The sequence below is a fragment of the Micromonospora sp. NPDC023956 genome, assembly GCF_040639195.1.
Classification (GTDB): domain Bacteria; phylum Actinomycetota; class Actinomycetes; order Mycobacteriales; family Micromonosporaceae; genus Micromonospora.
Window position 1 is genome coordinate 1 of record NZ_JBEZZN010000022.1, and the last position, 22,620, is coordinate 22,620.

Consider the following 22,620-nt stretch of genomic DNA (forward strand, 5'->3'; position numbering starts at 1 on the left):
GTGGCAGCCGCTCCCAGGCGAGCATGTCGGGCAGGAGCCGCCGGTCGAGGATGATGCGCCGCTGTGCTTCGTGGAGTTCGTGCGCGACCCGCCGCCGAGGAGGCGGCGGCACTCCCGCTCGAGGTGCGCCGCTACGCGGGCAGGGTCCACTTCTGGTTGGTGTCACCCTGGCAGGTCCAGAGCTGGAGCCGGGTGCCGTCGGCGGGGTTGCGGTCGGTCACGTCGAGGCACTTGTTCGCGTACGCGTTCACCAGCTCACGGTTGGCGGTGTGGGTCCACCGCTGGGACGCGCCGCCGTGGCAGTCCCAGAGGTGGGTCTGTGCGCCGTCGGCCGTGCTCGGCCCGGCCACGTCCAGGCACTTGCCGAGGGCGCGGAGGGTCCCGTCGGTCGCCCGGGTCCATTGCTGGGCGGCGGTGCCGTTGCAGGTGTGCAGCTGCACGGCGGTGCCGTTCGCGGTACCCGCGCCCGCGACGTCGACGCACTTGCCGGCGAGGCCGGTGATCTGGCCGGTGCCCCCGCTCGGGGGCGGCGTCGTCGGGCCGCCGGACTGGTTGCCCGACCAGGTGAACGTCGCGGAGGTGCGCGCCGGCAGGGTGTAGGTGAAGGACTGGCCGCCCCAGACCACGCGGATCGACTGGCTGCCGGTGCCGCCGTTGTGGGCGATGAGCGCCTTGGAGCCGTCGGGGTTGACGTACGCCAGGTTCTGCACCGTGCCGTTGTCGGTGGAGTCGATGCGGTGGGCGCCCGGCTTCACGAACTTGGTGAGGTGACCCATCGTGTAGTACTCGATCGTGTAGTCGACCTGGCCGGCCCGGCTGCCGCCCTCCTGGACGGTGACCAGGCCGGTGCACGTGCCGCAGCCGCCGTTGTGCGGCCCCATGTTCTGGTTGAGCGCCAGGCTCCATTTCACCTCGGCGCTCGACCAGTTGCGGGCGTGCTCGATGATGTCGCCCATGTCCTCGTTGTGCTGGTTGGCGACCCAGGTGCCGCCGGAGTGCTCGGTGCTGAACTGCGGCATCGACGGGTACTGCTGACGTACCTGGGTGCCCACCGACGGACTGCCGAAGTAGTCGTGCCAGGCGATGCCGGCCGACAGCGGGTCGGTGCGCAGGGCGGCGTCGGCCACGATCTGGGAGCCGAAGCTGGCGTAGTCGCCGTAGTTCCAGTCGAAGTGCATCACCTTGGTGGTGATCCCGGCGGCCCGGAACGCCGGGTAGAGGTGGTTCTTGGTGAACTCCACCAGGCCGGCCGGGTTCCACGACATGCCGGGATAGTTCATCGCCGGCGGGTTGGCCGCCTGGCAGCAGTTCGGTTCGTTCTGCACCGAGAGGTAGTCCACCGAGACACCGGCCGCCTGGTACGACTGGACGTACCTGACCAGGTACTGGGCGTACAGCGGGTAGTACTCCCACTTCAGCCAGCCCATCTGGTCCATCCGGCCGTTGTCCTTCATCCAGCCCGGCGCGCTCCACGGCACGCCCTTGACCCGCAACTGCGGGTTGAGCTGCCGGGCCTGCTGGGTCAGCAGTCGCACGTCGGTGTCGTACCCGTTGGCCCCGAAGTCGTTGAGGTCGCAGCAGGTGTCGTCGAGTGACACGTGGCCCGGCCGGGACAGGTCCGAGGCCCCGATCGGGTTGCGCACGAACGACAGGCCGATGCCGTCGACCGGGTGGAACAGCTTCCGCATGACCGCGTCGCGGGTGGCGGCGCTGATCGGCCCGCCCCGGAACAGGTACGCCGTCGTGTCGGTGATCGACGCTCCGGCCCCGACGAACTGCTGGTGACGGACATTCTCGTTGACCGAGATGGTGTGCGTGGCGGGGGCGCTGCTCGGCGCGAAGGTCACCGAGGGCTGCTGCTGGAGGCCACGGGTCACGGTCCGGCCACCGGAGTCCGAGGTGGTGGTCAGGTGGACGGCGACCGTTTCCCCGGCGGCCATCGCCGACGGCGCGGTGGTGATGGTCAGCACCGCCGCGACCAGCGCGACCGTCAGGCCACCGGCCGTCACCGTGGTACGTCGGGCGCGGGCTCGGCGACCGCCGGGAACGCCGACGGATCGCGCCGTCGCGCCGGCGGCGGACGGCGCCGGTGGTGGGTTGGCTGCTCGGGGCATGGCGTCTCCTTGCTCGTGGGGTGGTCACGCCTGCCGGCGGCGCACCGGGCGCCGGCCGTCGACGCGCGGCGTGGCAGACCCCGGTCGCTCCCGGAGGGCCACCGTCCTCGGCCGGGTCCGGGCACGCGGTGAGGACGCGCGCCTGCCGACGTTCCGGTCCGCTGTCGGACGCTGCCCGGACGTCACGACCGCGATACCAGGAAGGAAACACGCTACAAAGACAAGTGTCAATGGATCCCGGATGCTTCCTTCAGAACTTGAAGTAATCCGTGGCGGAACCGGCAGCGGGGGCGCCGAGCGGCGGCGGTAACTTGTGCGGAGACGGTCGACCTCGGCCGTACCCGCTCGAGAGACGGCCGTGACCGGCCAGAGGGAGCCTGCCGTGTCGGACGTCGACGCGCTGATCGGCGACGCGCTCGCGGCGACGCGCGGCACCGACGTACGGCTCGCCGAGCGGCAGCTCGACCGGCTGGTGGTGGGCGACCCGGCCGTGGTGGACGCGGCCCTCGCCGCCCGGCTGGCGCGCACCGTGGGCCGGCTCTGGCCACGCGGTTGGCAGCCGGCGGACGTGGCCCGCGTCGTGGCCCGGCGCGCCGGGGCCCGACCGGCCCGGCTGCTGGCCGACGTGCTCGCCGCCGACCGGCGTGGCCAGGCGGACGCGCCGGCCTGGTGGGACGAGCAGCTCGCCGCCCTCGACGCCCGGGTGTGGTGGGCGGACGACGCCCGGCACCTGGCCGACTGGACCGCCCGGGAACGGCTGGACCGGGTGACCGTGCTGCGCGAGGTGGTCGAGGTGCTGGCCGTACTCGACGGGCTGCCGCCGGTCGCGGTCCTCCGGCCGCCACCCGGCGCGGCTGCCGCCACGGCCCCACCGGGGCCCAGCGGGTCCCGGATGCTCGACCGGGTACGCGCCCTGCTGGCCAAGGCGGAGTCGACGGGCTTTCCGGCCGAGGCGGAGGCGCTGACCGCGAAGGCCCAGGAGTTGATGGCCCGGCACAGCATCGACCGGGTCCTGCTCGACACCGGTCCGGCCGACCAGCCGAGCGGCGTCCGGCTCGGCACGGACCCGCCGTACGCGGGGACGAAGGCCCTGCTGGTGCAGGAGGTCGCGGCGGCGAACCGGTGCGAGGCGGTCTGGTCCGACGACCTCGGCTTCAGCACCGTGCTGGGCTTCCCGGCCGACCTCGAGGCGGTCGAGGTGCTCTACACCTCGCTGCTGGTGCAGGCGACCTCGGCGATGCTGCGCGGACGCACCGAGCGGCGGTCCACCAGCAGTCGGCGCACCCGGGAGTACGACGAGTCGTTCCTGCACGCGTACGCGCTGCGGATCGGGGAGCGGCTGCGGGCCGCGACCGAACGCACCAGCCGGGAGGCGGCGCGGGCCGACGGGGGCGACCGCCTGCTGCCGGTGCTGGCCAGCCGCTCCGACGCGGTGCGGCAGCGGGTGGAGACGCTCTTCCCCGGCGTCACCCGGGGCCGGCTGACGGTACGCGACGCCGAGGGCTGGTCCTCCGGCACCGCCGCCGCCGACCGGGCGGTGCTGGGGGCCGCCACCCGGCCGGCGGGCCGGCTGCGCGACGGCCGGGGTCCCGGAGCGCGGTCAGGTCGCTGACCGCGCTCCGGTGCGGGTCGCCGGTCAGTGCGTCGGGGCGATACCCGCCGCCTCCTCACGGGCGCGCCGCTCGTCGCCGCTGAGGGTGTGCAGCGGCTTCTCCTTGATGAACAGCACGGCGACCAGCGCGAGCAGCGCGATCGGCGCGCCGATCAGGAACAGCTCGGCGGTGGCGGTGCCGTAGACCTCCTGCACGATCTGCCGGACCGGGCCGGGCAGCGTGGACAGGTCCGGCACCTCGTGGGTGCCGCCGCTGGAACCACCGGCGGCGAGCGGGCCGAGCTTCTCGGTCATCAGCGAGGTGATCCGGTTGGCCAGGACGGCGCCGAGGGCGCTCACCCCGATCGCCCCACCCATGCTGCGGAAGAAGGTCAGCATGGAGGTGGCGGCGCCGAGTTCGTGCGCGGGTACGTCGTTCTGGGCGGCCAGCACCAGGTTCTGCATGAGCATGCCGACGCCGACACCGAGCACCGCCATGTAGATCGACAGCAGCAGGATGTTGGTGTGCGCGTCGATGGTGCCGAGCAGCAGCATGCCGACGGTCATCGTGACGCCGCCACCGACCAGGAAGCCCTTCCACCGGCCGTACTTCGTGATGAGCTGCCCGGCCACCGTCGACGACACCAGCAGGCCGAAGATCATCGGCAGGCTCATCAGGCCGGCGACCGTGGGCGACTTGCCCAGCGAGATCTGGAAGTACTGCGACAGGAACACCGTGCCACCGAACATGGCCACCCCGACCAGGATGCTCGCCACGGTGGTGAGCGAGACGGTCCGGTTGCGGAAGAGGTCCAGCGGGATGATCGGCTCGGCGGCGCGGGACTCCACGACGATCGCCGCCGCGAGCAGCGCCAGCCCACCGAGCACCATCAGCGCGGTCCAGCCGGACGCCCAGGCGAACTTCTGCCCGGCGAGCGAGGACCAGACCAGCAGGGTGGACACACCGGTGGTGATCAGGAACGCGCCGGCCCAGTCGATCCGGACCTGACGCCGGACCACCGGCAGGTGCAGCGTCCGCTGGAGCAGGACGATGGACAGGATGCTGAACGGCACGCCGATCAGGAAGCACCAGCGCCAGCCCAGCCACGAGGTGTCCACCAGCACGCCACCGATCAGCGGACCGGCGATGGTGCCCACGCCGAAGACCGCGCCGAAGATACCGGCGTAACGGCCCATCTCCCGGGGCGGGATCATCGCGGCCATCACGATGGTCGCCAGCGCGGTCATGCCGCCGGCGCCGACGCCCTGGACGATCCGGCTGGCCAGCAGGAGTTCCACGTTCGGGGTCAGGCCGGCGATCAGCGAGCCCGCCACGAACAGTCCCAGCGAGAGCTGGATCAGCAGCTTGCGGCTGTACAGGTCGGCCATCTTGCCCCACAGCGGCACGGTGGCCGTCATGGCGAGCAGTTCGGTGGTGACGATCCAGGTGTAGACCGTCTGGCTGCCGTGCAGATCCGCGATGATCCGGGGCAGCGCGTTGGCCACGACCGTGGAGGCGAGGATCGACACGAAGAGGCCGACCATCAGACCGGACAGGGCCTGGAGCACCTCGCGACGGGACATGCGCCCGGCGACGGCGTCGGCAACGCCCGCTGGCGGGGCGGGAGCGGTCATCGAGTTTTCCTAACTCTGGTTGTGGGAGAGTCCCCCCGGGTCGGACAACGCCGGGGGCTGCGATGGGTCACGGGCGGTGCGGGGTTCCGGGAGGCCGGCGGCGAGGGCGGCGAACGCCTCGTCGACGAGGGTGGTCAGGGGACGCGCGCCGTCGCCCCGGGCCCACTGGCCCAGACAGGTCCGCAGGGCGGCACCGGTGACGGCGGCGACCAGCGCCGGGTAGTCGTGGTCCTCGGGGAGGCCGAGCCGGGCGGCGACCGCCGCGGTGATCGTGCGCTCGTTGCGCACCCCGATGGTGACCAGGCGGGACAGCAGCGCCGGGTTCCGCTCGACGACCCGCATACGCAGGCACCACAGCTCCCGGTCGGCCTGGACGTCCTCCACCAGTTCGGCGAAGGCGGTCCGCAGGGTCGCCACCGCCGGCACCTCGGCGCCGACGGCGGCCAGCCGCGCCACCAGCCGCTCCTCGTCGACCACGGCGTCGCCGATGACCGCCTCGTCCTTGCTGGTGAAGTAGTTGAAGAAGGTGCGCGGGGACACGCCGGCGGCCTCGCTGATCTCGTCCACGGTGACGTGGTCGAGCCCGTGCTCGGCGACCATGCGCAGCGCGGTCGTGCTCAACGTCGCCCGGGTCTGCCGTTTCCGGCGGTCGCGGCGACCCTCCCCCGTGGTGGTCACGGCCATGACGGTACGAGCAAACTTGCAGGGACTGCAACGTAGTTTCGTGTGACCGGGATCCCATCCCCCGTCGGGGTGACGGATCAGGGCTTGCGGGCCACTCCGGCCCAGTAGTAGACCGCCTCCGGGTCGTCCGGCGGCGCCCCGTCGGGTCGCCATGCCGGCACCGGCACGATGCCCGGCTCCACCAGCTCCCACCCCTCGAAGAACCGCGCCACCTCGGCCCGGGTACGCGGCACCAGGGTCATCCCGTTGCCGGTCGCGGCGGCCACCGCCGCCTCGACCGCCGTCGGGTTGAAGTCCGGCGTGGGGTGGGTGATCGCCAGGTAGCTCCCCGACGGCAGCGCGTCGGTGAGCGCCCGGACCCGGTCGAGCGGGTCGTCGGCCTCGCCGAGCAGCATCAGGATCGCGATCAGCGTGAGCGCCACCGGCCGGGTCAGGTCGAGCGTGTCGCCCCGGGAGACCTCGGCGAGGATCCGTTCCGGGTGGCGCAGGTCGGCGTGGATGTACTCGCTGCGCCCCTGCGGGCTGCTGATCATCAGGGCCCGGGCGTGCGCCAGCACGATCGGGTCGTTGTCGACGTACACCACGCGGGTCTCCGGGGCGACGGACTGGGCGACCTCGTGCAGGTTGGGCCGGGTGGGGATGCCGGTGCCGACGTCAAGGAACTGTCGGACGCCGGCCTGGGTGACCAGGTAGCGGGCCATCCGGTGAACGAAGCGGCGGTTCTCGGCGGCCATCATCCGCAGGGTCGGGATCGCCTCCAGCATCGCCGTGCCGGTGGCCCGGTCCACGGCGAAGTTGTCCTTGCCGCCGAGCCACCAGTCGTAGATCCGGGCGGAGTGCGGCACCGACGTGTCCACTCCGGACGGCGCGGACCCGCTCCGCGATACGGCGTCACTGCGCGACACGGTCGCCTCCCCTGGTCTCGGGTCTGACCTAAGGAGACTAGAGGATGCGCCCCGGGCGACTCGGCCCCGACCGGGCCCCCTCGCCGGGGCCGGCGGGCCGGCCGGACCGGCCCTCACCTGCCGGTCACGCCCCGGTCGCGGTGCGCGACGGGGGGCCGACGCGGGCAGGTACCGCCGGGGTCCGTGTCGTACGGGTCTCCTACAGTGCGCCGGTGCCTGTTGAACGTTGGTCCACCGCGCAGGTCCTCGCCGTCGCGCCCGATCCCGCCGCCGCCCGCGCCGCCCGCAGTGTCAGCGGCGCCGCCAAGTGGTCGGCCTCCGGCCTGACCGGCGAGGTGCTCTGGGGGCTGTGCAAGGGCAGTGGGAAGAACCCGTACCAGGTCTGCGTCGACCTGTCCGGGCCGGCCTACCGCTGCTCCTGCCCGAGCCGCAAGTTCCCCTGCAAACACGCCCTGGGTCTGCTGCTGCTCTGGGCCGAGTCCGGAGCCGGCGACGCCGAGGCGCCGGACTGGGTGGTCGAGTGGCAGGCCGGGCGGGCCACCCGCGCGGCCAGGCCGCCGGCCGGCAGCGGCCCGGCCGACCCGGCCGCCGCCGCCAAACGGGCCGGACAGCGCGCCACCCGGGTGGCCGCCGGCCTGGACGAGCTGCGGCGGTGGCTCGACGACCAGGTCGACCAGGGGCTCGCCGGGGCCGAACAGGCCGGACCGGCACCGTTCGAGGCGGTGGCCGCCCGGCTGGTCGACGCGCAGGCCCCGGCGGTGGCCGGCACGGTGCGCCGGGTCGGGCGCACGACCGGCATCGGCGCACACTGGGCGGACCGGCTCCTCGGCGAACTCGGCCTGATCCGGTTGCTGGTGACCGCCCACGACCGGCTCGACGCGCTCCCGGACGATCTGGCGGCCACCGTCCGGTCGCGGGTCGGCTACCCGGTCACCACCGAGGAGGTGCTGGCCACCCCGCCGCTGCGGGACCGGTGGCAGGTCCTCGGGCAGGTCGACTCCGCCGACGACAAGGTCACCACCCGCCGGATCTGGCTGCGCGGGGCGGAAAGCGGCAGGTTCGCGCTGGTCCTGGCGTTCGCCGCACCCGGCCAGACCTTCCCCGCCGACCTCGTGCCGGGCACCGAGATCGACGCCGACCTGTGCTTCTATCCGGGCGCCCTGCCGCTGCGGGCCCTGGTCGCCACCCGGCACGGCGCTCCGGTGCCGATGGCCGCCCCGACCGGTGCCGTCGACGTCCGGACCGCCCTGGCGGCGTACTCGGCCGGCCTCGCCGCCGACCCCTGGCGGGAGTCGGTGCCGGTGCTGCTCGCCGGGGTCGTCCCCACCCGCGAGGGCCGCCTGGTCGACCAGGCCGGGGACGCGCTGCCGCTGGCCGCCGGGCACGACCAGCCGTGGTGGCTGCTGGCCGGGGCCGGTGGCCAGCCGGTCGACCTCGCCGCCGAACTCGGGCCGGCCGGGCTGCGACCGCTGGCCGCCTGGTCCCAGGGGTGCCACCTGCTCGCCCCGGCGGGCTCACCGGCCGGCGCGGACGGGCATCCCGCCGAACTCCCCACCGAACTCCTCTCCGCCGCGCTGGTCGGCACCGCCCGCCGACCGTGGGACGGCGCCATGGCGGTGGGCGGACGACCGCTCGGCGCGGGCGGGGACGGCGCGGCCGGCGTCCTGGAGGCCGCCGCGGTGGCCCTGACCTACCGGCGGGCCGGCGCCACCCCGGCGGACGGGAGCGGCCGGGTGCCCGCCGCACCCGCGGAGTCCAGGCCGCCCCTGCCCGCCCCTGCCACCGTCCGGCTGCGCACGCTGCTCACCGACGGCGGCGCGCCCGGCGGCAGCCAGGTCCAGCAGGAACTGCTCACCGAGTGGCTGCGCCTGGCCGACCGGCACGGCGGGCTGGTCCCGGCCGACACCCTGCCGGCCCTGCTGGACGTCGGCCGACGGCACCGGTCGCTGCGTCCCCTGCTGAGCCGGCTCGGGGGTCGCCGGGGCCGGTGGCTCGCCGGCCTCCGCTCGGAGTGGGGTTACCTGTTCGACGAGGCCCTCGACCTGGCCGGCCCGGCGGGGCAGGTCGGCGGGGACGACTGGACGACCGGCACCACCGGGGAGCGGGTGGCGTACCTGACCCGGTTGCGTGCCCGTGATGCGGACGCCGCCCGCGAGTTGCTGGCGGGCGGGTTCGCCGCCGAGAGCGCCCCCGACCGGGCCCGCTTCGTCGAGACGCTCGAGGTCGGGCTCTGCGCCGCCGACGACGCCTTCCTCGACGGCGTGCTGGACGACCGGCGCAAGGAGGTGCGGCAGGCCGCCGTCGCGTTGCTGCGCCAACTGCCCGACTCCGGGTTGCGCCGCCGGATGACCGCACGGGCGACCGCCGCCGTCCGGCTCGACGCGTCCGGCGGGTTGACGGTCGACCCGCCGCGCGAGTGCGACCCGGCGATGCGGCGCGACGGGGTGGACCCGCAGCCGCCCCGGGGAACGGGGGTGGCGGCCTGGCTGCTGGAGCAGGTGCTCGCCGGCACCCCCCTGGCCACCTGGACCACCGCGTTCGCCCGGACGCCGGCCGAGGTGGTGGCACTGGCCACCGCCGACGACTGGGGACCGGCACTGCACCGGGGCTGGGCCCGGGCCGCCGTGGAGGAGCGGGCCGGCGACTGGGCCGACGCCCTGGCCGCCGCCGTCGGCCCCGCCGGCCGGCAGAGCCGCAACACCCTGCCGGAAACCCTGCGGTGGCAGCTCTACGAGGTGCTGCCCGCCGAGCGCCTCGGCAGCCTGGTCGCCGACGCCCTGCGCACCGACCCGGGTCGGGCCAACCGCCTGCTGGGCATGCTCACCCAGGACTGGTCCCCCGAACTCTCCGGCGCGGTGGTCGACGCCGTCGACGTCTGGGCCCGCGCCGAGGGGCGGAACAGCTGGTACCTGGCCGAACTCTGCCGGATCGCCGGTACCGCCGCGACGCCCGCCCTGGCCGACCGGGTCCACCACCTCACCGACGAGCTGGCCCGGGACGGTGTCGACCCCAGCCGGGTCCGCGCCGTCGGGCAGCTCGCCGCCGTCCTCGCCTTCCGTTCCGAGATCCACAAGGAGTTCCGTTGACCGCGCTACGTCCGCACGCCGAGCAGCAGTACGCCGCCGAGCTGGCCGAGCTGGCCACCACCGACGACCGGCCCCGCCCGCCGGGCTGGCGGCTCTCGCCCCAGGCGGTGGTGACCTACCTGCTCGGCGACGGCGCCACGATCACTCCGAAGTACGTCGGGCCGCGCCGGCTGATGGAGATCGCGGTGGCGACCCTGGCCACCGACCGCGCGCTGCTGCTGCTCGGCGTGCCCGGCACCGCGAAGACCTGGGTTTCCGAGCACCTGGCGGCGGCGATCAGCGGCGACTCCACGCTGCTGGTGCAGGGCACCGCCGGCACCGCCGAGGAGGCCATCCGGTACGGCTGGAACTACGCCCGGCTGCTCGCCGAGGGCCCGTCCCCGGCCGCTCTGGTGCCGAGCCCGGTGATGCGGGCGATGGAGACCGGCGCGATCGCCCGGGTCGAGGAGCTGACCCGGGTCCCGTCCGACGTGCAGGACACCCTGATCACCATCCTGTCCGAGAAGACCCTGCCGGTGCCGGAGCTGACCAGCGAGGTACAGGCCCAGCGCGGGTTCAACATCATCGCCACCGCCAACGACCGGGACCGGGGCGTCAACGAACTCTCCAGCGCGCTGCGCCGCCGGTTCAACACGGTGGTGCTGCCGGTGCCCGCCTCCGCCGAGGAGGAGGTCGACATCGTCACCCGGCGGGTGGCGCAGCTCGGCCGCTCGCTGGACCTGCCGGAGGTGCCGGCCGCCGTCGAGGAGATCCGCCGGGTCGTGACGATCTTCCGGGAGCTGCGCACCGGGCTCACCGAGGACGGCCGCACCAAGCTGAAGTCCCCGACCGGCACCCTCTCCACGGCCGAGGCGATCTCGGTGCTCACCAACGGGCTCGCGCTGGCCGCGCACTTCGGCGACGGCGTGCTGCGGCCGGGCGACGTGGCGTCCGGCATCGTCGGCGCGGTGATCAAGGACCCGGTCTCCGACGCCGTGGTGTGGCGGGAGTACCTGGAAACCGTGGTCCGCGAGCGCGAGGAGTGGCGCCCCTTCTACCGCGCCGCCCGCGATGCCTGAGCAGTTCTACGGCATCCGCCACCACGGCCCGGGGTCCGCTCGGGCGGTGGTGGCGGCCCTGGCCGAGCAGCGCCCCGACATCCTCCTGGTCGAGGGCCCACCCGAGGCCGACGAGCTGCTGCGCTGGGTGGCCGAAGAATCGCTGGAGCCGCCGGTCGCCCTGCTCGGGTACGCCACCGACGATCCCCGTCGGGCCGGGTTCTGGCCGTTCGCCGTCTTCTCGCCGGAGTGGCAGGCGATCCGGTGGGCGGTCGCCCACGACGTGCCGGTGCGCTTCTTCGACCTGCCGTACGCCTACCGCCTCGCCGAACCGGACGACGGCCCGGAGCCGGCGAACCGGGACCGCGCGCAGGCGGGGGACGGGGACGACGCGGACGACGCCGGGCCCGGGGCCGGTGACCCCGCGAAGGCGGACGCCGGAGGGCCCGAGGCCGGGGCGGGCACCGACGACCCGTCGCCGCGCCGGCCGGTCGACCCGATCGGGGAACTCGCCGCCGCGGCCGGCTACGACGACCCGGAACGCTGGTGGGAGGACGTGGTCGAGCACCGGGGCGCGCCGGCGTTCCCGGCGATCGCCGAGGCGATGGCCGCGATCCGCGACGGCGTGCCGGACGACCCCGACGACCTGCTCCGCGAGGCGCACATGCGGACGGTGCTGCGGCAGGTGCGGCGCAGCCACGGGAACATCGCCGTGGTCTGCGGGGCCTGGCACGTGCCCGCGCTGACCCGGAAGGTGCCGGCCAGCGCCGACGCCGCCCTGCTCCGGGGGCGCCGGAAGGCGAAGGTCACCTTCACCTGGGTGCCCTGGACGTACGGTCGGCTGGCGTCCTGGCAGGGCTACGCGGCGGGGGTCCGCTCCCCCGGCTGGTACCACCACCTGTTCACCTCCGAGGACGAGGTGGTCGTCCGGTGGCTGGTCGCCGCCGCCGGGGTGCTCCGCGACGAGGGGGTGCCCGCCTCCTCCGCGCACGTCATCGAGGCGGCCCGGCTGGCCGAGACGCTGGCCACGCTGCGCGGCCGGCCGCTGGCCGGGCTCACCGAACTGACCGACGCCAGCGCGGCGGTGCTCTGCGAGGGCGACCCGCTGCGGCTGGAGCTGATCAGCCGGCGGCTGGTGGTGGGCGAGCGGCTCGGCGGCGTACCCGAGGACATGCCGGCGGTGCCGTTGGCCCGCGACCTCGCCGCGCAGCAGCGCAGCCTGCGGCTCAAGCCGGAGGCCCTGGAACGCCCGCTCGACCTCGACCTGCGCCGCGACAACGACCTGGCCCGCAGCCGGCTGTTGCACCGGCTGCGGGTGCTCGGGGTGCCGTGGGGCGAGTCGGACCGGCGTCGGCGCGGCACCGGCACGTTCCGGGAGCAGTGGCGGTTGCGCTGGCAGCCGGAGTTCGCGGTACGGCTGGTCGAGGCGAGCGCGCACGGCACCACCGTCGTCTCCGCGGCCACCGCCGCGGTGGCCGCCACCGCGCGGGCGGCCGACAGTCTCGCCGAGGTCACCGCGCTGGTCGAGGTCTGTCTGCTCGCCGACCTCGCCGAGGCCTACCCCCCGGTGCTGCGGGCGTTGGACACCCGGGCGGCCCTGGACGCCGACGTGGCGCACCTGATGGCGGCGATCCCGCCGCTGGTCCGCACGCTGCGCTACGGCGACGTCCGGCGCAGCGAACTGGGTGGACTGGCCGAGGTGACCACCGGGCTGCTGGCCCGGGTCCGGGCCGGCCTGCCCGCCGCGGTCGTCGGCCTCGCCGACCCGGCGGCCCGGGATCTGCGCGGGCACCTGGACGAGGTGCACGCGGCGGTCAACCTCCTCGACGAGGAGGCGCGGGAGCCCTGGCTGGACACCCTCGCCTCGCTCGCCGACCGGGACGACCTGCACGGCCTGCTCTCCGGCCGGCTGGTCCGGCTGCTGCACGACGCCGGCCGGCTGGAACGCGCCGAGGTACGCCGGCGGATGGGTCTGCCGTTGACCGCCGGGGTGGCCCCGGCCGACGGTGCCGCCTGGGTGGAGGGATTCCTCGGCGGCGGGGGGCTCCTGCTGGTGCACGACGACGCGTTGCTGTCCCTGGTGGACGAGTGGCTGGCCGGCATCCCCACCGACTCGTTCACCGAGGTCCTACCGCTGCTGCGGCGCACCTTCGGCAGCTTCGCCGCCGGGGAGCGCCGGTCCATCGGCGACCGGGTGGCACACCGTGACCGACCGGTGCACCACGCCCCGGCGGCCGGCCTCGACCACGACCGGGCGACGGCGGTCCTGCCCACGCTCGGCATCCTGCTCGGACGGGAGATCTCATGACCACCCCCACCGACGCCGGCCAGGAGGGCGGCGCCCGGTCCGGCGGGACCGCGGACCGGGAGCGGCTGCGCCGCTGGCGGCTGCTGCTCGGCGGTCCCGCCGAGGAGGCCTGCGGCGGTCTCTCCGGCGGTGACGCCGCGATGGACGGGGCGCTGGCCGCCCTCTACGACGGCGACGGTGAGGGCGGCTCGTCCCGGCGCTCGGCCGGGCTCGGCGGCTCCGCGCCCCGGGTGGCCCGTTGGCTCGGCGACATCCGCCAGTACTTCCCGTCGACGGTCGTACAGGTCATGCAGGCCGACGCGATCGAACGGCTGAACCTCACCCGGCTGCTGCTCGAGCCGGAGATGCTCGCCGCGGTCGAGCCGGACGTACACCTGGTCGGCACGCTGCTCTCCCTCAACCGGGTCATGCCGGACCAGACGAAGGAGGCGGCCCGGCAGGTGGTCCGGCGGGTGGTCGAGGAGCTGGAGCGGCGGATCGCGCAGCAGACCAGGGCGGCGGTGACCGGGGCGTTGAACCGGGCCACCCGGATCAACCGCCCCCGGCACGCCGACATCGACTGGGACCGCACGATCCGCGCGAATCTCAAGCACTACCAGCGGGAGCACCGCACGGTGATCCCCGAACGCCTGGTCGGGTACGGGCGGCGCACCACGGCGGTGCAGCGGGACGTGGTGCTCTGCGTCGACCAGTCCGGGTCGATGGCCGCCTCGGTGGTCTACTCCGGGGTGTTCGCCGCGGTGCTCGCCTCGATGCGGTCGCTGCGGACCTCACTGGTGGTCTTCGACACCGCGGTCGTGGACCTCACCGACCAGCTCAGCGATCCGGTGGAGGTGCTGTTCGGCACGCAGCTGGGTGGGGGCACCGACATCAACCGGGCGATCGGCTACAGCCAGCAGCTGATCACCCGTCCCCGGGACAGCATCTTCGTCCTGATCAGCGACCTCTACGAGGGCGGGGTACGGGAGCAGATGCTGCGCCGGGTGGCGGAGATGACCGCCGCCGGGGTTCAGGTGGTCGTCCTGCTGGCGCTCTCCGACGAGGGTGCCCCTTCCTACGACCGGGTGAACGCCGCCGCGCTCGCCGCCCTCGGGGTGCCGGCCTTCGCCTGCACGCCGGACGCCTTTCCCGACCTGATGGCCGCCGCCATCGAACGCCGTGACCTGGTGGCCTTCGCGGAACGGTTCGCCGATCGGTGACCCGGACGGCGGACCGGCCGGTGCGGTGACCGCCGCGTCGGCCGGTCCGCCGTCCACCGTCCGGAACACCGGCACCGCGCGGACCGCCGCGAGGTAGGGCGTCCCCTCGGTGTAGCCGGTGCCCGACCGTGCCCCGAGCATCCGTACCGCCAGCCGGTGGTGCGTCCGACGCCAGGTGAGCAACGCCTCGGCGAAGGCCCGCATCCCGTCGGCGACCCGTGCCCGCTCGGCGGGATCGAGCAGACCCCCCTTCACCGCGCTCCGGTACGCCTGGTCGATGGTCGGCTGCCCGGCCAGGACCCGCTGCCGGACCTCCGGGGCGGACCGGTAGGCCGCGCCGTCCAGCCGGTCCTGGTCCGGGGTGCGGCAGAGCGACTCCACCAGCTTGTAGCTGTGCGACTGGATGGCACTGGCGCCCTCGGTGTACGCCCGGAACGTCCGGAACGACTCGGGCTGCATCGTGGCCAGCAGGGAGAACAACGGTCCCGAGCCGGCCAGTGCCTCGGTCGCCGTGGCGAGGTGCGCGGCGGCGGGCCCGGCGGCACCCCGCAGGAGCGCGTCCCGGGTGGCCCGCAGCAGCACGACGAGCAGGGCGAAGGTCGCCTCGTACGACTGGAGCACCCGGATGAAGAGGTACTCGTCGTGGACCACGTAGACCGGCAGCATGGACAGCCGCAGGTCGCGCCGCTCCGCCGTGGTGGCCTCCACAGCGGCGCAGACCTCGGCGGCGGCGGCCAGGGGGTCGCGCGCGGTGACGGTGGCCAGGGGACTGATCCGGGCCAGGGCGGGCTGGGTGGCGCGGACCGCCAGCCGCAGTCGCTTGACCAGCCGGTCACGGTCGGGACGCTGCTCGGGCAACACGTCGGTGCGGCCCGCCTCGACGTCCAGTTCGAAGCGGAGCAGATCCGCCAGCAGGTGCAGGTACCGCCGGTCGCGGTGCCGCCGGGCCCGCCCCGGAGTGACCTCGCCGGTCCCCTCGATCGCCATCGACAGCACGGGCAGGGCCAGGTAGGTGTGGTAGTCGTACCGCCCGTCCCACTTGTCCAGGGCGCAGTCGAGGAAGCGGCGTAACCGGGCCGCGCCGGGGCGCTGGTCGGGAGGTGACGCCGCGCGCGCCCGGTCGAGGCAGAGCAGGACGTCCCGTTCGACGAAGTGTTTACCGACCCGCAGATATTCGGCGGTGACCGTCGGATAGGGGAATTCGGCCGGATCGGCCCCAGCGGACAACCAGCATTCCACGTCGCGCACGAACGTCACCTCAACAATCGACAGGGACAGTCGGACGGCGGGACCGGCACCCCGACCGGGGCGTCACACGACACGCCGTACCGGCCGCCGTCGCTGGCCGGTTCACTTTCGGCGGGCCGGCAGGCGTTGCCGACGAATCGGCGGAGACGCGATCACCGACCGGAGAAGCAGCCACCGATCAATAGGGCGGGAATGCCTCCCGACCGGTCACGGAACCCGGTGCCGGCGGCCCGGCCGGACGTCCGTATTCCTTGCCAGGCAGGAGGTCCGGGCACGGCCGGGCACGACTGTGGTGGGCGTCGCCGGGCAGCACGGGGACCCAGTGTTTCCTCTTCACAGAACCCACTTTCTGTGACAGGGGACACGTCCCGACCGAGTCGGGGACCGAGGCATCCGCGAACCGGAGAAAAACTTACCGAGCAATAGATCCCCGCGCAAGAACGTCAATCGATTGGTTGATCATTAAGTCCGTTATGAATACTTCAGCCATAGTCGCCCGGCGATTCACCCCATTGCACGTCAGGCGGTGGGCCAGAACGCCGGGCTCCACCCGACGTCAGCCGCCCCCGCCCCGACCACCGTGCTGCACACCACAGGCCGGTGGGCGGGCAGAACCACCCGGCGCCGACGGGTCCCCGGCGGCGGACAGGGCGCGTAGAGGTACCGCCCTGCCCGACGGGCCGCCCTGCCCGGTGAGCCGACGAGCCGCAATGCCCGGCTGGCCGTCCTGCTCGACGAGCCGATCTGTCCGACGAGCCGGCGAGCCACACTGCCCGACAGGCCGCCCCTCCCTGGCGGGCCGACCTTGTTGGCGGGCCGACCTTGTTGGCGGGACGACAGTGTGGAGCTGCCCCGCCCATGCGCCCACAGGCTCACACCGGGCCATCCGCCGCAGGATCGCCCTGGGCGGGCACGGCAGGGGGACGACGGCCACCCGGCCACCCGCCGCAGCGTCACCTGTGGGCGGGCACGGCAGCGGAACGGCAGCCACCCGGCCACCCGCCGCAGCCTCGGCGGGCGGTAGCACGGACGGGGCAGCTCGACAGCCGTCGAAACGCCTATCCCCGCCGCCCCGGTCAGGCCAACCGCACGGGCGCTCGCACGCTCGGGGGGCGACTTGCGTGCCCGAGGGCCAGGCCGGCCCGAGCAGACCCGGCGTACTCGGTAGGTCGGTCAGTCGCGCAGCAGGTCGGCGTGCGCGGCGCGCAGCCGGGCGAGCGTCGGATCGCCGCCCGGGGCGGCCCGACGGTCGAGTTCGGACCAGGCCTCGGCGAGCGCGTCGGTGACGGCCCGCAACTCGGCGGCGTGCCGGCGGGCGCTCTGCCGGTGCGTCTCGTCGAGGCGACGGGCCCAACCGGCGGTGACCGCGGCGACCCGGTCGGTGTCGGCCCGAGCCTGGGCCGCACTCCGGGCAGCGGACGCCGGCACGATCGCGGCGATGGGACGGGGGTCGCCGTCGCGGGTGACCAGGGTAACCGTGTCGGTCAGTTCGGCCATCGCGACCAGCTGGGTCAGCCGGGTACGGACCTCGCGCAGCGGCAGTGAGCGGGGCCGGTCGTGGCCAGGTGCCAGAGCGGGAACAGCCATGCGGACATACTGCAACCGGGGTACGACATTTAACGCGGTGACTGCGTCCCGCCCCCGGACGGCCGCACTGAATCCGGGCCCAGTTTGAGCGCGACCGATCGCGGAAAGAGTGACCGGCATGACCTGGGCACGTCGAGCCGTACCCGCCGCCGCCGCAGCGGTGGCGGCCCTCGCCGCACACGACCTCCTGCAACGCAAGCACGCCCTGCTGCGCAACTTCCCGGTGCTGGGGCGTGCCCGGTACCTGCTCGAAGCGATCGGGCCGGAGCTGCGCCAGTACATCGTGGCGGGCAACAACGAGGAACGGCCGTTCACCCGCGACCAGCGGCGCTGGGTGTACGCGTCGGCGAAGAAGGAGAACAACTACTTCGGTTTCGGCACCGACAACGACATCGAGTACACCGCCGGATATCCGATCATCAAGCACCGGACCTTCGGCCGGGCCGTACCACCGTCGTCGCCGGCGGCCGGCCACGAGGTGTGGTTGCCGTGCGCGAAGGTGCTCGGCGCGGCGCGGGGGCGGCCGAAGGCGTTCCGCCCCGACTCCGTGGTGAACATCTCCGGGATGAGCTTCGGGTCGCTCTCCGGCAACGCCATCTCGGCGCTGAACCAGGGCGCCGCGCTGGCCGGCTGCCTCCAGAACACCGGCGAGGGTGGCCTGTCCCCGTACCACCGCCGGGGCGGTGACCTGATCTTCCAGCTCGGCACCGCCTACTTCGGCTGCCGGGACGAGCAGGGGCGGTTCAGTCTGGACCGACTCCGGGAGGTGGTGGCGAGCGCACCGGTACGGGCGCTGGAGATCAAGCTCAGCCAGGGCGCGAAGCCCAGCCTCGGTGGACTGCTGCCGGGCGCGAAGGTGTCGGCGGAGATCGCCGAGACCCGGGGCATCGCGGTGGGCCGCGACTGTGTCAGCCCGTCCCGGCACGCCGAGTTCGCCGACTGCGACAGTCTGCTCGACTGGGTCGAGCTGCTCGCCGCCGAGACCGGGCTGCCGGTCGGGATCAAGTCCGCCGTCGGTGACCTCGGCTTCTGGGAGGAACTGGCCGACCTGATGCGGGACACCGGGCGGGGCGTCGACTTCGTCACCGTCGACGGGGGCGAGGCCGGCACCGGAGCCGCGCCCCTGATCTTCACCGACTCGGTCTCGCTCCCCTTCCAGCAGGGTTTCGCCCGGGTCTACCGGACGTTCGCCGAGCGGGGTCTGCACGAGCAGGTCGTCTTCGCCGGGGCGGGCAAGCTGGGCCTGCCCGACAACGCGATCGTGGCCTTCGCGCTCGGCTGCGACCTGGTCAACGTCGGCCGGGAGGCGATGCTGGCGATCGGCTGCATCCAGGCCCAGAAGTGCCACACCGACACCTGCCCGACCGGCGTCGCCACCCAGAACCCCTGGCTGGAGCGGGGCCTGGATCCCGCGCTCAAGTCGGTGCGGGCGGCGAACTACATCCGGACGCTGCGCCGCGACCTGGTGAAGGTGGCCGAGGCGTGCGGGGTCGAGCATCCGGGGCTGATCGCCACCGACGCGGTGGAGATGCTCGACGGTCGGACCGCCTCCACCCCACTGGCCGAGGTGCACGGCTACCGGCCGGAGTGGGGGCTGCCGTCGGAGACCGACCGCACGGAGATCATCCGGTTGATGACGGCGGAGGTCCCGCAGGGTGGCAGCGCCCCGCCCTCGGCGACCGCCCAGCGCTGAACGGAGCACCGCCACGACCGGACCGGGGGTGGTCTCCCGTCCCGGGGCCGGGAGACCACCGTTCAGCTGGCCTGCAACGTCACGTCGTCGACGACGAAGCTGGTCTGGAGGCTGGCGTCCTCGGTGCCGGTGAAGGTGAGCGTCACCGTCTGCCCGGCGTACCCGGCGACGTCGAGGGTGCGGGCGACGTAGCCGGCGGCGGCGTTCAGGTTGGAGTACGTGGCCAGGGTGGCCCCGCCGATCTGCACGGTGAGCCGGTCGTAGACCCGGGTGCTGGTGGTCTCGGCGGTGTCGACGTGCAGGTGGAAGGCGAGGCTGTAGCTCGTACAGCCGGCCGGCAGGGTGACCGACTGGGACAGCGTCTCGGTCCGGGTGGTGCCGTCCCCGTTGAGCCACGCCTTGTACGAGCCGGTCCGCGCCGGCTGCTGGGTCGCGTTGGTGATCACGCCGGTGGAGGCGGTCCACGGCGTGGTGCCGCTCTCGAACGAGCCGTTGCCGACCGCCTCCCCGCCGGTGCAGGGAGCCGGCGTGCCGCCGCCCACCGCGAGCTGCCAGAGGGCGTACGCGACCCCGTCGGCGGTGCGGTTCAGCACGGTCGCGCTGACGTTGCTGGTGGTGTCGCAGGAACGGTGGTAGCAGGGGTCGTACGACGCGCCGGACGTGCCACCCCACTTGGCGGCCTGGGTGCTGGTCTTGCGGGCGCTCGCACCGGCGGCGTACCCGGAGGTGGGGATGCCGGCCTGCTGGAACGGGTAGTCGTCGGAGCGGCCCTGCCCCTCGCGGTTCTCCTCCGGCTGGAGCCCGAGCGAGTCCCAGTACGCCTTGAGCGGCGCGGCGGTGGTGGAGGTGATCCGGTTGATGAAGTAGCCGGCGTTGGTGGAGCCCACCATGTCGAAGTTGTAGTAGCCCTTGATGTAGCCGCGCTGAGTGGCGCTGAGCGAGTTGACGTAGAACTCCGAGCCGTTGAGGCCCTGCTCCTCGTCGGTCCACCAGGCGAACCGCACCCGCTTGGTCATGGTCGGCCGCTGTTGGGCCAGGACCAGCGCGTTCTCCAGCAGGACCCCCGAGCCGGAGGCGTTGTCGTTGATGCCGGGACCGGCCGACACGCCGTCGAGGTGGGCGCCGAACATGACCACCTGGTCGGCGGGGCCGACCGGCCACTCGGCGATCAGGTTGTTGGAGCGGTACACGCAGCTCGTGCAGGCCTGCTCGGTGACCGTGTAGCCGGCCGCCTGGAGCTTGGCCTTGACGTAGGCGACCGAGGCGGTGTAGCCGGCGGACCCGGCGCGACGGTGGCCGCCGTTCTGCTGGGCGATGGTCTGGAACTGGGCCAGGTGGGCCTGGACGTTGGCCACCGCGATGTCCGGGGCGGCGAGGGCGACGGGGCCAGCCGGGGCGAGCGTCCGCGTCAGCGCGGACGCGGAGGCCGGCGGGGCGGTGGACGGCACCGTCAGCGCGGTCGCGACGGCGAGCGCCACGGCCGCGGTCAGCGTTCTGCCTCTCATGGAGCCTCCTGGGTGGGGAATATGTCCAGACAATGACATCCGTCGATTGCTGGGTCAATCGGCGGTCCGGACGGGCCCGGCCCCGGTCCGGCGGAGATGCTCCCGGCGGCATCCGCCCGGCGGGATGACCCCCCGCCGTGGACACCTAGACTGTCGCCATGGGGTGTCCGGGGTGAGCGGCGGGTCACGGCAGGCGGCCTACCGCCACGTGTGCTGGCGGTACGCCGACCGGACGGCGCTGCACGACCGGGTCCGGACCTTCCTCCTGGAGGGCCTCGCCCTCGACGAGCGGATCTGGTACGTCACGGCGGAGCCGGACCCGGTCGCCGACCGGCTCCGGGAGGAGCCCCTGATCCGGGACGCCCTGCGCCGGGGAGCCGCCCGGATCGTCCCGTTGGACTCCGCCTACGCCCACGACCACATCGTCGACCCGCTCGAGCAGGTGCGCGCCTACGCGACCGCGACGGCCGACGCCCTGGCCGCCGGCCACACCGGCCTGCGGGTGGCCGCCGACGCCACCGCGCTGGTACGCACCCCGGCCCAGCGGGACGCCTTCGCCCGGTACGAACACCTCATCGACCGGTACATGCGGGTCCGGCCGATGTCGGCGATGTGCGCCTACGACCGGCGACTCCTCGGGGACCAGGCCGTCGCGGAACTGGCCTGCCTGCACCCCGGCACCAACGCCGACGACGTCCTCTTCCGGCTCTACGCCGACGCGCCGGAGGACGGTCACGCGGCGCTCGTCGGCGAGTTGGACGCCTCGAACCACGAGCTGTTCCGGGCCGCGCTGGAGCGCGCCGACCCGCGTCCGGCCGACGGCCGACTGGTGGTGGAGGCGACCGGCCTGCGCTTCATCGACCATCGCAACCTGATCCAGCTACGGGACCACGCCCGCGCGCGGGGCGGGGTGGCCGTCCTGCGCGCCTCCCGGTCCGCCGCCGCCCGGGTGGCCGAACTCCTCGACCTGCCCGGCCTCCAGGTGGAGGTGCCCCGGTGAGGACGGGCGTCCCCGCCGGCCACACCGGCTACCTCCACGAGGCCATCTGCTACGACTCCGACGAGGATCTGCTCGCCGTGGTGCTGCCCTTCCTGCTCGGCGGGGTCGAGGCGGGCGAGCCGACCCTGGTCTCCCTCGGCGAGCAGCACGCGGCACTGGTCCGGTCGGCGTTGCCGGCGGACTCGGGTGTGCAGTTCCTCGAGGGTGGCGACGTCTACGCCCGACCGGCGGGGGCGATCCGCTCGTACCGGAAGATCCTGGGCGACCACGTCGCCGCCGGGGCCGGGCAGATCCGGATCGTCGGTGAGCTGCCCACCGTCGCTCTCGGTGCGACCTGGGACTGGTGGGCCCGCTACGAGTCGGCGATCAACCACGCCTACGACGACTTCCCGCTGTGGAGCATGTGCGCCTACGACCGTCGGGTCACGCCCGCGCCGGTGATGGCCGACGTGCTGCGTACCCATCCCTGGATCGCGCTGCCCGACGGGCGGCGCGCGCCGAGCGGGACGTACACCGATCCGCTGGTCTACCTCACCGAGCCCCGGCCCACGCCGCCCGATCCGATCCAGCACACGCCGCCCCTGGTGGAGATGGTCGGGCCGACCCCGGCCCGCGCCCGCGCGGCGGTGTACGACGCCGACCGCGGTCACCTGCCGCCCGACGACGTCGAGGACCTGGTCGTGGCGGTGAGCGAGACGGTGACCAACGCGCTGCGCCACGGACGGGAGCCGGTCGCGCTGCGGCTCTGGCGCGGGCCGGACCGGATCGTGGTCAGCATCCACGACGGCGGTGCGGGCCCGAAGGACCCGTTCATCGGTCTGCTGCCCGTCGGCGACGGCACGAACGGCGGCCTCGGGCTCTGGATCGCCCACCAGTCCTGCAACCACGTGACGATGTACCGGGGCACGGACGGGTTCACGATCCGGCTGACCGCCGGGAACCCGCACGTCACCGGCTGAGGTCCACCGGGTCCGCCGACGGTGCCACGGCGCGCGCGGGGGCGGCGGATCCCGGTGCAGCCGGTCCCG

The 22,620-nt window shown here is 73.9% G+C and carries 14 protein-coding genes; 8 read left to right on the forward strand and 6 right to left on the reverse strand.

Annotation, left to right across the window (positions count from 1 at the left end; all coding sequences use genetic code 11):
• Positions 1–131: 131 nt before the first annotated feature.
• Positions 132–2,114 (reverse strand): ricin-type beta-trefoil lectin domain protein, encoded by a 1,983-nt coding sequence (locus AB0F58_RS27840; RefSeq protein WP_357149088.1) that lies wholly within the window; start codon positions 2,112–2,114, stop codon positions 132–134.
• A 382-nt stretch (positions 2,115–2,496) separates the two neighbouring features.
• Between AB0F58_RS27840 and AB0F58_RS27845 the strand changes: the two genes are divergently transcribed.
• The gene (locus AB0F58_RS27845; protein WP_357149091.1) at positions 2,497–3,726 is read left to right on the forward strand and encodes a DUF2786 domain-containing protein; all 1,230 of its coding nucleotides are present in this window, start codon (positions 2,497–2,499) and stop codon (positions 3,724–3,726) included.
• 24 nt (positions 3,727–3,750) lie between these two features.
• On the opposite strand, the gene AB0F58_RS27850 is transcribed toward AB0F58_RS27845, so the two are convergent.
• The 3 genes from AB0F58_RS27850 to AB0F58_RS27860 form a co-directional block, all read right to left on the reverse strand.
• Positions 3,751–5,340, reverse strand: a complete 1,590-nt coding sequence (locus AB0F58_RS27850; RefSeq protein ID WP_357149094.1) for an MDR family MFS transporter — start codon at positions 5,338–5,340, stop codon at positions 3,751–3,753.
• A gap of 9 nt (positions 5,341–5,349) precedes the next feature.
• Entirely contained in the window at positions 5,350–6,018 is a 669-nt protein-coding gene (locus tag AB0F58_RS27855) for a TetR family transcriptional regulator (protein ID WP_357149097.1), read from the reverse strand.
• Positions 6,019–6,101: 83 nt separating this feature from the next.
• Positions 6,102–6,929 carry an SAM-dependent methyltransferase gene (locus tag AB0F58_RS27860; protein ID WP_357149100.1) on the reverse strand — a complete coding sequence of 276 codons (828 nt, stop codon included), beginning with the start codon at positions 6,927–6,929 and terminating at the stop codon, positions 6,102–6,104.
• 212 nt (positions 6,930–7,141) lie between these two features.
• Here AB0F58_RS27860 and AB0F58_RS27865 point away from each other — a divergent pair, with 212 nt between their 5' ends.
• The 4 genes from AB0F58_RS27865 to AB0F58_RS27880 are packed head-to-tail and all read left to right on the forward strand — an operon-like array spanning position 7,142 to position 14,559.
• Positions 7,142–10,015 carry an SWIM zinc finger family protein gene (locus tag AB0F58_RS27865; RefSeq protein ID WP_357149103.1) on the forward strand — a complete coding sequence of 958 codons (2,874 nt, stop codon included), beginning with the start codon at positions 7,142–7,144 and terminating at the stop codon, positions 10,013–10,015.
• Entirely contained in the window at positions 10,012–11,073 is a 1,062-nt protein-coding gene (locus AB0F58_RS27870; RefSeq protein ID WP_357149105.1) for an AAA family ATPase, read from the forward strand. The genes AB0F58_RS27865 and AB0F58_RS27870 overlap by 4 nt, the downstream gene beginning before the upstream one ends.
• Positions 11,066–13,360 (forward strand): DUF5682 family protein, encoded by a 2,295-nt coding sequence (locus AB0F58_RS27875; protein WP_357149108.1) that lies wholly within the window; start codon positions 11,066–11,068, stop codon positions 13,358–13,360. Before AB0F58_RS27870 ends, AB0F58_RS27875 begins: the two co-directional genes overlap by 8 nt.
• On the forward strand, positions 13,357–14,559 hold the full coding sequence (locus tag AB0F58_RS27880; RefSeq protein ID WP_357149111.1) for a VWA domain-containing protein: 1,203 nt from the start codon (positions 13,357–13,359) through the stop codon (positions 14,557–14,559). The genes AB0F58_RS27875 and AB0F58_RS27880 overlap by 4 nt, the downstream gene beginning before the upstream one ends.
• A gap of 2,421 nt (positions 14,560–16,980) precedes the next feature.
• On the opposite strand, the gene AB0F58_RS27885 is transcribed toward AB0F58_RS27880, so the two are convergent.
• Complete coding sequence (locus AB0F58_RS27885) at positions 16,981–17,394, reverse strand: type II toxin-antitoxin system Phd/YefM family antitoxin (protein ID WP_357149114.1); 414 nt, start codon at positions 17,392–17,394, stop codon at positions 16,981–16,983.
• A 118-nt stretch (positions 17,395–17,512) separates the two neighbouring features.
• Between AB0F58_RS27885 and AB0F58_RS27890 the strand changes: the two genes are divergently transcribed.
• Positions 17,513–19,087 (forward strand): FMN-binding glutamate synthase family protein, encoded by a 1,575-nt coding sequence (locus AB0F58_RS27890; RefSeq protein ID WP_357149116.1) that lies wholly within the window; start codon positions 17,513–17,515, stop codon positions 19,085–19,087.
• A 62-nt stretch (positions 19,088–19,149) separates the two neighbouring features.
• Here the strand turns inward: AB0F58_RS27890 and AB0F58_RS27895 are convergent, their stop codons facing one another.
• Positions 19,150–20,592 carry a M28 family peptidase gene (locus tag AB0F58_RS27895; protein WP_357149119.1) on the reverse strand — a complete coding sequence of 481 codons (1,443 nt, stop codon included), beginning with the start codon at positions 20,590–20,592 and terminating at the stop codon, positions 19,150–19,152.
• 172 nt (positions 20,593–20,764) lie between these two features.
• Here AB0F58_RS27895 and AB0F58_RS27900 point away from each other — a divergent pair, with 172 nt between their 5' ends.
• Positions 20,765–21,592, forward strand: a complete 828-nt coding sequence (locus tag AB0F58_RS27900) for an MEDS domain-containing protein (RefSeq protein ID WP_357149122.1) — start codon at positions 20,765–20,767, stop codon at positions 21,590–21,592.
• Entirely contained in the window at positions 21,589–22,551 is a 963-nt protein-coding gene (locus AB0F58_RS27905) for a sensor histidine kinase (RefSeq protein WP_357149125.1), read from the forward strand. The genes AB0F58_RS27900 and AB0F58_RS27905 overlap by 4 nt, the downstream gene beginning before the upstream one ends.
• The last annotated feature ends 69 nt before the right edge of the window (positions 22,552–22,620 follow it).